Origin of the sequence: Bradyrhizobium sp. SZCCHNR1051, assembly GCF_032489615.1 — a bacterium.
Classification (GTDB): Bacteria; Pseudomonadota; Alphaproteobacteria; order Rhizobiales; family Xanthobacteraceae; genus Bradyrhizobium.
Genome location: NZ_JAUEYJ010000005.1, coordinates 83,441 through 97,197, shown reverse-complemented (window position 1 = coordinate 97,197; position 13,757 = coordinate 83,441). Strand labels below are relative to the sequence as shown.

13 protein-coding genes are annotated in these 13,757 nt (G+C 67.5%); 5 read left to right on the top strand and 8 right to left on the bottom strand.

The features are described 5' to 3' along the window. The first annotated feature begins 28 nt into the window (after positions 1–28). Entirely contained in the window at positions 29–1,210 is a 1,182-nt protein-coding gene (locus QW868_RS07420; protein ID WP_316230256.1) for a substrate-binding domain-containing protein, read from the top strand. A 125-nt stretch (positions 1,211–1,335) separates the two neighbouring features. Here QW868_RS07420 and QW868_RS07415 read toward each other — a convergent pair whose 3' ends face one another. Further along, positions 1,336–1,458 carry a hypothetical protein gene (locus tag QW868_RS07415; RefSeq protein WP_316230255.1) on the bottom strand — a complete coding sequence of 41 codons (123 nt, stop codon included), beginning with the start codon at positions 1,456–1,458 and terminating at the stop codon, positions 1,336–1,338. Positions 1,459–1,641: 183 nt separating this feature from the next. On the opposite strand from QW868_RS07415, the gene QW868_RS07410 reads away from it, so the two are divergent. Continuing rightward, a complete protein-coding gene (locus tag QW868_RS07410; protein WP_316230254.1) occupies positions 1,642–2,532 on the top strand; it encodes a hypothetical protein in 891 nt (296 codons plus the stop codon). A gap of 57 nt (positions 2,533–2,589) precedes the next feature. On the opposite strand, the gene QW868_RS07405 is transcribed toward QW868_RS07410, so the two are convergent. The 7 genes from QW868_RS07405 to QW868_RS07375 form a co-directional block, all read right to left on the bottom strand. After that, positions 2,590–3,909: a hypothetical protein gene (locus QW868_RS07405; RefSeq protein WP_316230253.1), complete on the bottom strand. Its 1,320-nt coding sequence runs from the start codon at positions 3,907–3,909 to the stop codon at positions 2,590–2,592. Between the two features lie 262 nt (positions 3,910–4,171). Continuing rightward, positions 4,172–4,879: a class I SAM-dependent methyltransferase gene (locus tag QW868_RS07400; protein ID WP_316230252.1), complete on the bottom strand. Its 708-nt coding sequence runs from the start codon at positions 4,877–4,879 to the stop codon at positions 4,172–4,174. Next, the gene (locus tag QW868_RS07395; protein WP_315735202.1) at positions 4,869–5,333 is read right to left on the bottom strand and encodes an Rrf2 family transcriptional regulator; all 465 of its coding nucleotides are present in this window, start codon (positions 5,331–5,333) and stop codon (positions 4,869–4,871) included. The genes QW868_RS07400 and QW868_RS07395 overlap by 11 nt, the downstream gene beginning before the upstream one ends. Before the next feature lie 847 nt (positions 5,334–6,180). Next, a complete protein-coding gene (locus QW868_RS07390; RefSeq protein WP_316230251.1) occupies positions 6,181–7,662 on the bottom strand; it encodes a L,D-transpeptidase family protein in 1,482 nt (493 codons plus the stop codon). Between the two features lie 294 nt (positions 7,663–7,956). Continuing rightward, a complete protein-coding gene (locus QW868_RS07385) occupies positions 7,957–8,919 on the bottom strand; it encodes an acetyl-CoA carboxylase carboxyltransferase subunit alpha (protein WP_315756907.1) in 963 nt (320 codons plus the stop codon). Between the two features lie 219 nt (positions 8,920–9,138). Continuing rightward, a complete protein-coding gene (gene xerD, locus QW868_RS07380) occupies positions 9,139–10,095 on the bottom strand; it encodes a site-specific tyrosine recombinase XerD (RefSeq protein ID WP_315735196.1) in 957 nt (318 codons plus the stop codon). Between the two features lie 171 nt (positions 10,096–10,266). Beyond that, positions 10,267–10,413, bottom strand: coding sequence for a histidine kinase (locus tag QW868_RS07375; protein ID WP_315735738.1), 147 nt, complete (start codon positions 10,411–10,413; stop codon positions 10,267–10,269). Between the two features lie 155 nt (positions 10,414–10,568). Here QW868_RS07375 and QW868_RS07370 point away from each other — a divergent pair, with 155 nt between their 5' ends. From QW868_RS07370 to QW868_RS07360, 3 genes are all read left to right on the top strand, one after another. Then, positions 10,569–11,234, top strand: a complete 666-nt coding sequence (locus tag QW868_RS07370) for a shikimate kinase (RefSeq protein WP_316230250.1) — start codon at positions 10,569–10,571, stop codon at positions 11,232–11,234. Beyond that, positions 11,231–12,379 (top strand): 3-dehydroquinate synthase, encoded by a 1,149-nt coding sequence (gene aroB, locus QW868_RS07365; RefSeq protein WP_316230249.1) that lies wholly within the window; start codon positions 11,231–11,233, stop codon positions 12,377–12,379. Before QW868_RS07370 ends, aroB begins: the two co-directional genes overlap by 4 nt. 73 nt (positions 12,380–12,452) lie before the next feature. Next, a complete protein-coding gene (locus QW868_RS07360; RefSeq protein WP_315735190.1) occupies positions 12,453–13,757 on the top strand; it encodes an HlyC/CorC family transporter in 1,305 nt (434 codons plus the stop codon).

Genomic DNA, 13,757 nt, shown 5'->3' with positions numbered 1-13,757 from the left:
CAGACACGGTTGCGGCCAAGGAGTGGGTGTGCTCTCGACAGGATCTGTCACGGCCGGGCGTCTCAGTCTGCCGCCATCCCTGCTGTTCAGGAGCCCGCCCCGGCGGGCCGGCCTTCCCGCACTCGCCCCCTTCGATCCTGACCGTATCCAGCGGCGCGGCTCCCAGAACAGGCTGCGCATCGGCAATTTCCTTACCTTCTCCGGCTCGCCCGGCATCTGGGGGCCGGCCGCGACCAACAGCGCGCTGCTCGCGGTGTCCGAGATCAACCGCCGCGGCGGCATCCTCGGTCGCGAGATCGAGTTGTCGTTCTACGATTCCGGCGGGCCGGTGGACGAGGTGACCGATCGTGCCAGGGACGCGCTCGAATTCGGCGACATCGACGTCGTCATGGGCTCGCATATCAGCGCCGTCAGGCTGGCGCTGCGCCGGCTCACGCGTGGCCGCATCCCGTATGTGTATACGCCGGTCTATGAAGGCGGCGAGCGCACGCCCGGCGTGATGGCGATCGGCGAGACGCCGCACAGCCAGACCCGCCCCGCGATCCACTGGCTGGCGGAGAACAAGCGCGCCCGGCGCTGGTATCTGATCGGCAGCGACTATGTCTGGCCCTGGCAGTCCCACCTTCAGACCAAGACCTACATCACCGAGGCCGGCGGCCAGGTGGTCGGCGAGGAGTTCGTGCCGGTCGGCGAGGATGATCACGAGGCGCATCTGGCGCGCATCCGCGCCGCCAGGCCCGATGTCGTGCTGATCTCGCTGATCGGCACCGACAGCATCACCTTCAATCGCGCTTTCGGCGAGTCCGGCCTCGCCGCGACCACCCTGCGTCTCGCCGGCGCGGTGGACGAAACGGTGCTGCTCGGCATCGGCGCCGACAACACCGAGAACCTGTATTCGGCCTCCGGCTATTTCAGTTGCATCGGCTCCAAGGCCAATGACGCGTTCATGAGCCGCTACACCGCGATGTTCGGAGCCGATGCGCCGCCGGTCGGATCGGTCGGCCAGTCGAACTACGAGGGCCTGCGCTTTCTCAAGGCGGCCGCCGAGCGCGCCGGCTCGCTATCGCTGCGACCGCTCGCCGCCGCCGGCCGCAACATCGTCTATTCCGGCGCGCGCGGCGAGGTGACGATCCGCCAGGGCCGTGCCGGCATGGCGATGCATCTCGCCGCGGCTGACGGGCTCGATTTCAAGATCATCCGCACGTTCTGAGTAACGCTGCGCCGAGCTTGGCCGGGCTGCGTGCCGCGGTCACCCTCCCGGGGAGGGTGAGCCATCACATTCGCGGCCGCCTGTTCAGTTCAGCCGCAAGGCAATCACGATGACAAGATCTGCCGTCACGCGGCCGCAGCCTTCTTGGCCTGCACGTCGACGGCAGCCGCCGGCGTACCTCCGACCAAACGAATCATCCTGCTGATGGCCTCCTGCGGCATCGGCTTGCCGAAATCGTCCATCGCCACGGTGACGCCGATCGCCTTCGGGTTCCTGCAAGGAACTCGGGCATCGTGGCGAAACTCCCAACGCCGGCCGCAGGGCTCGCCGGCACACGGCCTTTTGCGACCCTCCGTGGCCGGAACGGGTTGCCGCTCCGTGACGGAATTAATACGATCGGATGTCAGTCACATGAAAGTTGGAGTGCCCGGATGCATGCGCAGTCGCGAGCCCTGTCGAACCCGGTCGGTCTGTGGTGGGCGATGCTGACGCTCGTCAGCCTCGCCAACATCGTGTTCTGGTTCATCCTGTACCGCCAGCTCAACGGCGGCAGCAATACCCTGGGCCAGGCTTCCCAGACCGGTTCGATGCTGGCGCTATCGGCGGCCTATGTGTTCGGCTGCGCCTTCCGCTCGGTGCTGCCGCGCGCCGACGTGCAGCGCATCTGTCTGGTCGACAGCTGGCTGTCGAGCGTGTTCGTCGGCCGCACCGTGGCGACCATCGCCGAGATCGCCTTCGCGGCGCAATGGGCCATCATTCTGGCGCAGCTCGGCGCGATCGCGGATGCCGAGACCGCGGTCAACATGGCCCGCATCATCGTGCCGCTGATCGTCGTTGCCGAGATCTGTTCCTGGTATGCGGTCGTCACCAGGAATTTCCTCTACAACGCGATCGAGAACTCGCTGTGGGCGGTGGCATTCCTGTTCGTCGGCATCGGCCTCGGCCGGCTGCTGCCGGAGTTCGACGGCCTGGTGCGCGGCCTTCTGATCGCGGGCCTCGTCGGCATCGCCTGCTATCTCGCCTTCCTGGTCGTGATCGATGTCCCGATGTATGTGAAGCGCTGGCGCATCGAGCGCGCCGCCGGCACGCCGCTGCTGCATCCGCTCGTCGGCCTGCGCGACTCCGCGACGCGCTGGACCGTCACCCACGAGTTCGAGCACTGGAAGGAAGAGATCGCCTGGATGTCGCTGTATTTCAGCGCCGCTGTCTGGGGCTCGCTGGCGCTGTGTGCGCTCTCGGCGATGAACGATCAGCCGCATGATCGCGCGCAGGCGATCGGTGCGCCGCCGGCCATCGTCCAGCACGACGCCGATCGGTCCTGACGCGACATTCCGCCGTGACGGTCACGGCGGGATGCCTGCCGGCTGAGCGCCGGTGTCTCAGCCATGCATCGCGAAGTGATGCGCGTCGTCCATCTGGACGATGTGGCTGTAGTCGGCGTGCGGCGCGTCGTGCACGGCCACCGGCGCGTGGTCGAAATTCGGCGGCACGATGCCGGTGTTGCCCGCATGGCCATGGTCGCCGAAATTGTCGACGATGATCGGGTTGTGCGACGAGCCCTCGCCGTGCAACGGGCCGGGGAAGCCGGGGCCGGGGCCCTGGCCGCCCTGGACGTTGTCGCCGGACTGATGGATCGCCTGCGCGATCGAGTCCCAGAACCCGCCATGGCTGCCGCCGTCCTGTCCCGCATGAGCGATCTGGATGCTGCCGTCGCTGCGCAGGCCGTCCTGGGCCAGCTTGAAGACGTCGCCGATCGCCGCGCCGAGATCGCCATGGCTGAGGTCGTTGACCAGCGAGCCCAGGTCGTGGCCGATCGCGTCGAGCTGCTGACCCAGCGAGTGGCTCAGCTCGCCGGCGGTCTGTGCCAGCCCGTTGAGGCCTTCGCCGACGAAATGGCCGACGCCATCGACGATGCCGGTGCCGACCGCATCGGCGCCGTGGGCGATGCCGGAGATCGCTTCACCGATCGGTCCGCCGATCAGGTGGCCGGCCGCCGACGCCGTGTCGGTGACCACGCCGATTGCGCCGTCGGCCACCGCCACGCCGGCGTCGAAGCCGCCCTTCACCACCGCGCCTGCGGCGTCCAGTGCGTCCATTCCGACCTCGCCGGCCGTTCCGACGATGGTGCCGGCCATGCCGAGCGCGCCGTGGCCGACTGCGCCGGCCGCCTCCAGCCCGGCCTCGCCGAGGCCGACCGCGGTGTGTGCGAGGTCACCGGCGACGTCGAGGGCGCCATGCGCCACGTCGCCCCCGACCTTGAGTCCGCCATCGACGATGTCGCCGCCGATATGCTTGACGTCGTTGATGACGCCGTCGATGTCACCATGCACCAGATGGCCGACCCCGGACGCCACGTCGCCAGCGACGTTGATCCCGGTATGGAGGACGTCGCCGCCGACATGGACCACGGTCGAAGCCACGTCGCCGACGGTGTGAAGCAGCCCGCCGCCGATCGCCTCGGCACCGTGCCCGATCGCGCCGAGCACGCCGCCCACGGTATGGATGGCCTCGCCGCCGAGCGCGCCGATGCCATGCACCACGCTGCCCACGGCATGGGCCGCATCGCCGGCGACGTGCTCGACCGTGTGGACCACGGCGCCCGCCGCGCCACCGACCGCACCCGCCACATCCTTCGCGACGTCCTTCACGTCGTCCACGGCGGAACTGACGGCATCTCCGATATCATCCCAAAAGCTCATGACCTGCTCCTCTCGGTTGCGTCACCTCGCCTCGGGTGACGCGCCGTTTGTCGCAGATCGCGTCCCGGCGCTCCGTGCGCGACATCACGCAAGCTGAGACGTCGCAGGGCTCCGGCGCGAAGCCCGTCCGTAAGCCGCGTCATCCACCTCTTCGGGGGCCGCAGGGAGGGACATGCGTGGATGCCGGCGCAGGCCGGGCAACTAATTAGCAGGCCCTGATCGCGATCGTTCAGGGAGCATCGGTGTAATGCTCGGCGGCGGTTCAGGCGTGACCGATCCAGCCATGCCAGGTCAGCGCCGTGAAGAATGGACGAGCATCGCGAAAGCCGCCGTCACGCAGGATGGCTTCATCCTCCCCTGGGCTCAGCATGTTGACGCTGGCATCGACGGTCGCGCGCATCGTCCTGGCCCTCTCGGGGTCCGTGCCGGACGCAACGGCATAGGCCGCGTACCGATCCAGCCACAGCGACCGCTCGACTGGCTCGTTGGGCAGGCAGCTATGGGCCACCACGAAAGGCGCCCCAGGGTGGAGCCGGTCGTGCACGGCGCGGACTGTCCGCAAACGTTCCGATGCTGCCAGAAAATGCAGCGTCAGCAGGCATGTCGCCGCGTCAAACGGGCCGGCCGGCGCATCGTCGATGGTGCCCTCGATCAGTTCGACCCGGCTCGTCCGCGCGCCGAGCGTGCGTTCGGCGAGTCGCAGCATCTGCGGCGCCGGATCGACGCCGACGAAGGTCCACGATGGTTGCGCTTCCGCCAACGCGTTGAGCTCGAGCCCGCCGCCCGCGCCCAGCACGAGCACCCTCGCATGTTCGGGCGCACGCTCGGCCAGCAGGACCGCCGTCATCCGGTGCAGCCCGTCGAGACCGGGCACGAAGCGCCGCGGACCATCCGTGTAGCGCGCGACGAACTCGGGATCGGAAAACGCGCGGATGAACTGCTGGGCGCCGTCGGCGATGTCAGCCGGCATGACAAATGTCTCCTTTGCGGGGTCGCTTCCGTCGTTCGAGGCGGTCGTGGAAATCAGCGCTCAGCGCCGCCAGCGTGATGGCGCCGAGACGGGACAGCAGCAAGGTCTCGGCGGCCCGGATGGAGGTGTCGAGCGCCGCATTGACCGCCTGCTCGACGAGGCAGTCGGGAGTCTCGCTCCGATGGCCGATGGCGAACAGCGACGGGCGCCCGAGTGAATCGTAGACGTCGCGCAGGGTGACGGTCGCCAGATCGCAGGCGAGCGTCCAGCCGCCGCCATGGCCTTTCTCGGAGCGCACATAGCCGCTGTCCCGGAGGCCGGCCATGATCCTGCGGATCACGACCGGATTGGTCTGCATCATCGCTGCGAGCGCCTCGGACGTGACCGGACCGTCGTGCTCCGCCATGTGGAGCAGGACGTGCAGGATGCCGGACAACTGGCTGTTGGGTCTCATGTAACTTTTAATATGGCATGATATTCCAGCCGTCAACCGGCCGGCCCGATCATGAAGGCTTGGGCGACGACGCTGGCGCCTCTGCCCGTCGGGCGATTCGGTCCTGCGTCCCGCGTGCGGCGGGCGGGTCCATGCCTCGCAGCGATGAGAAACGTGCTGCGCGTAAAAACTGAATTTTCCTGCGCGTTCAAGCTGATTTGGGCTGTCCAGTCCCATCAGCAAAAATATGCCGCTTCCAAATTTCGGAATTTCGTGATTTATTCCGTCCGTCCCGCCTCATCGACGAGGGGCGCTGCGCGGTCGTCACGAAGCGTGGAGTGCGGGATGCGATGGGCGGGCCGGTTTGCAGCGTGATCATTCGCGCGGACGAACAACATCGGCTCGCACGGTCAAGTCGCGTGGTCCTGGCCTCCCGATGCTGAGGTCAAGTCGGCTGATGATGCCCCGCGCATCTCGCCGGTGATGGGGGCAAGACAGCCCGGTCCCCAGGGAGATCGCGAAGCAGCCGTCAAAACTATCGCGCAGGGAGGGCCGGGTCGTCCGGCTGGACCTGTGGTACCTGCCGCCTGCATTTTTTTTCGCAGGCGGGCCACGGGCCTCAGTCGAGGTCCGGCCTTCCCTGCACCCTCGCTTCGAGAGGGTGAGATCGATGGATCACTCGGACGCCAGGGGCGCCGCGAGAACAGGAACGCATGTCTTCGTCATTGCGAGCGCAGCGAAGCAATCCAGGGCTCGGGTGGGACTCTGGATTGCTTCGCTGCGCTCGCAATGACGGCCGGGCAGGCAATTGGCCACTCAAATCGGTCACGCCTGGCCGCGCGACTGACGACGGCTTCGATAGTCGGGCTTACTTGAACCCGGCGAACCGGCTGTCGAACGAGTTCGACTGCAGCATCGGGACGGCGCCGGAGACCAGTGCGGTCTGGGTCTGTGCCGGCGCCGTGGTGGTAGGCGCGTCGCTGCTGGCGGGCTTGAACGGCGGCCGCGCGGCAGCCTGCCTGGCCTCGGCCGGCTTGGCCGCGACCGGCTTGGGCGCAGGTTTGATCTCGGCGGGCTTGATCTCCGAGGGCCTGGCCTCCGCGGTCCTGGTCTCGGGCTTCGCCGTCGCAGCCTTGGTGTCGGCCGCCGCATTGCCGCCGATCCCAACCTTGCGGGCGAGGCTCGACATGAAGCTCGGCTTCTCCGGCGCACTGACGGCCGCCACGCGGGTGGAGGGCGCCGCTGCGGGAGCCGGAGCCGCACTGGCCGGCATCGCGGCAACCTCGTCGGCGCCGGGCGCGCGCGGCGGGTTGACATGACCGGGGATCGTGCCTGGCGCCGGCGAGAAGTTGGCGAGCGACAGGCCTGGCGCTTCGCCGGCATCGGACAGGCCGGTGGAGGCGCCCGGCACGCGGCTGGCGAAGATCGGATTCATGCCGCCATCGATGCCGGTGTTGAGCTTGGCGACCGGCGTGCCCTTGGCGACGAGCTTGGCGTATTCCACCTCGTCCGCCTGCTGCTTGTCGCGCACGGCGGCGGTGATCTCGTCGGGAACGACATAGGCCGGGCACTTGGCGGCGGCGTCGAACACCGGATCATGCGTCGCGCCCGGCGGCTTCTGGGCGTCGAAGACGTACTTCTTTTCGCAGAAGTCGACCTTCGGCTCCTGCCGGGTGACTTCGAAATGGTCGTAGCCTTCCTTGATCATGCGCCAGAACGGCATGTTCGGATTGTTGCGGTGCCTGGCCATGTTCACCGGCGTCATCCGGAACGGATAGGCCTGGAACTGGAAGGCCCGCTGGCCGCCGAAGAACGACTCGCGCCCAAGCGCATAGATCTCGGCGATCTGCTCGTCGGTCATGGCGAAGCAGCCGCGCGAGGAGCAGTCGCCATGCACCATCAGCTGCGAACCGCTGCGGCCCAGCGCCTTGTCGAAGGCGTTCGGATAGCCGGTGTTGAAGGACAGGTAGTAGGCCGACTGCGGATTCATCTGGCTCGGATTGATCGAGTAGAAACCCTCCGGCGCCTGGCGGTCGCCCTCGCGCACCTTCGGCCCGAGATCGCCCGACCAGCGGCAGATCGGATAGGTCTTGAGCAGCCCGAACTTGCCGGAGCGGTCCTGCTTCCAGACCTCGAGCTCGGCCTCCTGCTTGAACACGCGAACCAGGATCGGCGACTGCAGATCCATGTCCTTCTCGCCCATTGTCGCGACGAGCTTCGGCGGCACCGGCTGGTTGGCCTTGGCGTTGGTGGCGAGCGCGACCTGATCGCTGTTGCAACCCGTCAGCAGCGCACCGGCGGCCAACGCCGCCGAGGTCAGGAGAACCCGGACGAAAGCGCGGTTGATCAAGACAATGCTCCCCGCAAACCCGGCATGCTGCAACACCCCAGTCTCATCTCACCCGATCGGCCCGAAAGCTGGATAAATCACGGGTCGACCCTGCGTCATGCCGTCAAACCATTGATTAAAATTGTAGCCTTTGACCCCACGACCCGCAACCCGCGCTCCGGTGGAGCCGCGAGGCCCTGGCCGCTTTGGTCAACAACTTCTAAACAGCAGAGCCCGCCGGCGGGGCCGAAATGCGGCCAAACGGCTGGAAAGACTCACAAAACCGCGAGCGCCGAGCGCTCGGCTCCCGCCCGCTCAGCCGAGCTTGCGGCCGATCTCGATGAACTTCTGCCGGCGCTGCTTGCGGATGGCGTCGGCGTCGAGGCCCTTCAGCTCGTCAAGCGCCTGGGCGATCGCCTCGCCGGTGGCCGCGATCATCGCCGCGGGATCGCGGTGGGCGCCGCCGACCGGCTCCTTCAGGATGGTGTCGACCACGCCGAAGCGCAGCATGTCCTGGGCGGTGATCTTCATGCTGTTGGCGGCTTCCTGCGCCTTGGTGCCGTCGCGCCAGAGGATCGAGGAGGCGGCTTCCGGCGAGATCACGCTGTAGATCGCATGCTCCAGCATCAGCACGCGATTGGCGGTGGTCAGCGCGATGGCGCCGCCCGACATGCCCTCGCCGGTGATGATCGCAACGTTGGGCACGCCGAGTGCCAGGCAGGCATCGGTCGAGCGCGCGATGGCCTCGGCCTGGCCGCGCTCCTCGGCGCCGATGCCGGGATAAGCGCCGGCGGAATCCACCAGCGACAGCACCGGGATGCCGAAGCGCTCGGCCATCTCCATCAGGCGGACCGCCTTGCGGTAGCCTTCCGGACGGGCCATGCCGAAATTGTGCTTGAGGCGGGACTCGGTGGTGGCGCCCTTTTCCTGGCCCATGACGCAGATCGGCTCGCCGCGGAAGCGGCCGAAGCCGCCGAGCAAAGCGGCGTCCTCACCGAACTTGCGGTCGCCGGCGAGCGGGGTGAACTCGGTGATCAGCCCGCCCACGAAGTCCGTGAAGTGCGGCCGCTGCGGATGGCGGGCCACCATGGTCTTCTGCCACGGCGTGAGCGTGGCGTAGAGCTCGGCCAGCGCCTGGCCGGCCTTCTCCTCGATCCGGCTGACCTCCTCGCCGATATCGGTGCCGGAGGCGGCCATCGCGCGGAGTTCGTCGACCTTGGAATCGAGCTCGGCAACAGGCTTTTCGAAATCGAGGTAGCTGCGCATGGGATCCGGCATGGAAGAGCTGAAGGAAGAGCGCTGGGAGACGAAATCGGTTCGGCCTTCGGACCTGAAGCCGAAGGGCTTCAGGAGCTTAGGGTACGATCGGTGCCCAGCCTCCCGGCATCGCGCCGGGATCGCGGGCAGGATGGCGCTCTTTCGGGGCAGACGGGCGCGAAGTCAAGCCGGCCGGGCGTCACGCCGGCGGATTTGGTTTCGGGAAGGTGTGAAGCGACGTCAGGTCTCGGCCAGCGGGTGCAGGTCGCGCACCAGGCTCTTGAGCCGCTCCTCGACCACATGGGTGTAGATCTGGGTGGTCGAGATGTCGGTGTGGCCGAGCAGGGTCTGGACGATGCGCAGGTCGGCGCCGTTGTGCAGCAGATGGCTGGCGAAGGCGTGGCGCAGCACGTGCGGCGACACCAGCCGGGCCGGCAGGCCGCTCGCCACCGCCAGCTCCTTGAGGTCGCGGGCGAAGTGCTGGCGGGTGAGGTGGCCGCTCTCGCCGAACGAGGGAAACAGCCATTTGCCGAATGTCGCACTGGCCTTCTTCTCGGGCTTCAGCGCATCCAGGGCGGCGAGATAGTCGGCCATCGCCTGGCGCGAGGCCTGGTTCAGCGGCACCAGCCGCTCCTTGTTGCCCTTGCCGCGCACCACGATCATGCGGGCATCGTTGCGGGCGGCCGTCCGCGGCAGCGCCACCAGCTCGGAGACGCGCAAGCCGGTCGCGTAGAGCACCTCGAGCAGGCAATACAGCCGCAGCGCGCGCAGCCGCTGCGCCGGCGAAGCGTCCGTGCCCTCGCTCAGCTCCTTCGCGCGGGTCAGCATCCGGTCGACATCGCCGATCGACAGTACCTTGGGCAGCGGCCGGCCGCGTTTCGGGCCGGACAGGATCGCGGCGGGATCGTCGCTGCGGATGCGCTCGCTCAGCAGGAAGCGAAACAGGTGTCGCATCGCCGACAACCGCCGCGCCACGCTGGAGGACTTGAAGCCCCTGGTGTCGAGATCGGCGAGATAGTCGCGCAATGCCTGGGTGTCGGCCGTGGCGAAGCCGTTGGCCTTGCCGCCGAGAAAGTCGGAGAGATCGGTGAGGTCGCGGCGATAGGCGTCCAGCGTGTTCTGACCGGCGCCCTGCTCGGCGGCCATCATGTCGAGGAACAGGCTCATCAGCCTGGCGTCGGAGGCCTTGACCTTCATGTCGTGAAATCCGCTGCGTCCGAGGCGATCGAATCACTACGAGGTATTCGTGCCGGCACGTCGAGCGGTGACTGCAAATCTGGCCGATATCGCGGCGCCCGGCCGCCTCAGACAATCGTAAAATTCTTAATCAATGCCCTGTGGCTTTTCGGTTCGCCGCAGCGTTGCCGATCATCTCTTCTGGAACCTGTCCGGCGGGATCGTCACCGTCATCTCGCGCGGCTTCGGGTTGACGAAATTCGCCAGCGCGTAGATCGCGCCATAGACCACGCCGACGATGATGGCGATGACGGTCAGGAAGCGGAACAGGCTGGGCATGTCGGTCGCGCAGGCCACCAGAAAGGGAATGGTTTCATCCAACATGTTCGCATCGGCCTTGCAAGCCCGTCGGGCAGACCGGGCAGCTCGCCTTGGCTCGGGGAGCGGAACAGGATGCCTTTGAAAGCAGCAGGGCCTGGGTTAGAAGCGGAGAAATGACCGAACCGACGCAACCAGCATCTGGACCTGTCGCCCAGGAGGCCGCGATTCTCGCAGGCCTCGGCAAGCGGCTGATCGTGCTGGTCGGCATGATGGGGGTCGGCAAGTCGACCGTGGGCCGGCGGCTCGCGGCGCGGCTCCGGCTGCCGTTCGTCGATGCGGATACCGAGATCGAGACCGCAGCCGGCATGACCATACCGGAAATCTTCGAGTCGCGCGGCGAGGACTATTTCCGCAACGGCGAGGCGAGGGTGATCGCCCGCCTGCTCGAAAATGGTCCGGCGGTGCTGGCAACCGGTGGCGGCGCCTTCATGCGCGAGGAGACGCGGCGGCGCATCCAGGAGAAGGCGGTCTCAGTGTGGCTGAAGGCCGATGCCGACGTGATCATGCGCCGCGTCCGGCGGCGGGCCGACCGCCCGCTGCTGCAGACGGCTGATCCCGAAGGCACGGTCGCGCGGCTCCTGACCGAGCGTGAGCCGGTCTACCAGCTCGCCGACCTCACGATCTTCTCGCGCGACGTGCCGCACGACCGGGTCGTCGAGGATTGCCTGGAGGCGCTGCAGGCGTTCTTCTCTCCACCGGAGACCGCGGCGAAGCCCACCGGACCACAACCCGATCCAGTTCAATCCGATCCTCCGCAGGCGATGGGCGCGCTCCGATGACGGCACCACTGAAGCATTCCGATCCGATGATCGTCGACGTCGCGCTCGGCGAGCGCGCCTATGACATCGTCATCGGCCGTGGCGTGCTCGCCTCGCTTGGCCAGCGCATCTCGGCGCTGCGGCCGGGTGTCCGGACGGCCATCGTCACCGACCGCACCGTGGCCGCGCACTGGCTGAAGCCGACCGAGGCGATCCTGGCGGAGGCGGGAATCCCGTCGTCCACGATCGTGGTCGAGGAGGGCGAGGGCTCCAAGACCTATGCCGGCCTCGAGAAGGTCAGCGAGGCACTGATCGCCGCCAAGATCGAGCGCAACGACCTCGTCGTCGCGCTCGGCGGCGGCGTGGTCGGCGATCTCGCCGGCTTCGCGGCCGCCATCCTGCGCCGCGGGGTCGACTTCGTGCAGGTCCCGACCTCGCTGCTGGCGCAGGTCGATTCCTCCGTCGGCGGCAAGACCGGCATCAACTCGCCGCAGGGCAAGAACCTGCTCGGCGCCTTCCACCAGCCGGTGCTGGTGATCGCCGACACCGCGGTGCTCGACACGCTGTCGCCGCGCCAGTTCCGCGCCGGCTATGCCGAGGTCGCCAAATACGGCCTGCTCGGCGATGCCAGCTTCTTCGCCTGGCTGGAAGCCAACCACGCCGACGTCGTCAAGGGCGGTGCGGCGCGCGAGCACGCGGTTGCAACCTCCTGCCGCGCCAAGGCGGCGATCGTCGCCCGCGACGAGCGCGAGACCGGTGATCGGGCGCTGCTCAATCTCGGCCACACGTTCGGCCATGCGCTGGAGGCCGTGACCGGCTTCTCCGACCGGCTGTTCCACGGCGAGGGCGTCGCGGTCGGCATGGTGCTGGCGGCGCAGTTCTCGGCCGAGCTCGGCATGCTGCCGCCCGACGACGTCACACGCATCGAGCGTCACCTTGCCGCGGCCGGTCTGCCGACCCATCTGCAGGATATCGCCGGCTTCGCCCAGGAGGGGATCGGCGACGCCGACCGGCTTTTGGCCTTGATGGCGCAGGACAAGAAGGTCAAGCGGGGCAAGCTCACCTTCATCCTGATGGAAGCCATCGGCCGCGCCGTCATCGCGAAGGACGTCGATCCGGCGCGCGTTCGCGACTTTCTGCAGGCCAAATTGCGCAGCAGAAGCTGATCCCGGGCTTTACGCCGTGTTGAGCAGTGCCAACGGATCATCGGCGGCCTCCCTACAGAGCGACATCGGCGTCATGGACTGGATCACACTCTCCGTCGTCATCATCCTCCTCGCCGCCTCCGCCTTCTTTGCGCTGAGCGAGACCGCGCTGACCGGTGCCTCCCGCGCCTCGATGCTGCGGCTGTCGAAGCAGGGCAATCGCGACGCCGATGTGGTGTCGAGCCTGTTCGACATGCGCGAGCGGTTGATCGGCGCGCTGCTGCTCGGCAACAACATCGCCAATATCGCCGCGTCCGCATTGGCGACCGGCATCTTCACCGCCTGGTTCGGCGAGGTCGGCGTGCTCTATGCGACCGGCGTGATGACCGCGCTGGTGGTGATCTTCGCCGAGGTGCTGCCGAAGACGATCGCGATCAATGCGCCCGATCGCGTCTCGCTCACGGTTGCCAGACCAATGCGGGCCGCCGTGATCGTGCTCGGTCCCGTGCTGGCCGTGATCGAAGCGATCGTGCGCGGGCTGATGCGGTTGATCGGCTTCAAGGTCGGGGCCAATCAGCCGATCCTGTCGCCGACCGAACGCCTGCGCGGCGCCGTCGATCTCCTGCATCATGAAGGCAAGGTGGAGAAGCAGGACCGCGACATGCTCGGCGGCCTGCTCGATCTGCGCGAATTGCAGGTGTCCGACGTGATGGTCCACCGCACCGAGATGGTGATGGTGAATGCGGACCTGCCGCAGGAGGAACTGGTGCGCGAGGTGCTCGCCACCGAGTATACCCGCATCCCGCTATGGCGCGGCACGCCGGAGAACATCATCGGCGTGCTGCATGCGAAGGACCTGCTGCGTGCGATCCGGGCCGCCGAGGGCGACGTGTCGCACATCGACGTCGCCTCGCTGGCGCTGCCGCCCTGGTTCGTGCCGGAGATGCGTTCGGTGTCGGAACAGCTGAAAGCGTTCCGCCGCCGCAAGACGCATTTCGCGCTCGTGGTCGACGAGTATGGCGAGGTCGAAGGCATCGTCACGCTCGAGGACATCCTGGAAGAAATCGTCGGCGACATCTCCGACGAGCAGGACGTGCAGGTCGCCGGCGTGCGCGTGCAGCCGGACGGATCCGTCGTCGTCGATGGATCGGTGCCGATCCGTGATCTCAATCGCGCGATGGACTGGACGCTGCCGGACGAGGAGGCGACCACTGTCGCAGGTCTCGTGATTCACGAGGCGCGCTCGATCCCCGAGCGCGGCCAGAGCTTCACGTTCTACGGCTTCCGCTTTCGCGTGCTGCGCCGGGAGCGCAATCGCATCACCGCGCTGCGCATCGTACCGGTGCCCCGCGGCGAAACCGAGGAGACGCGGCCGCGCCGTGCAGGCACGGCGTTCTAA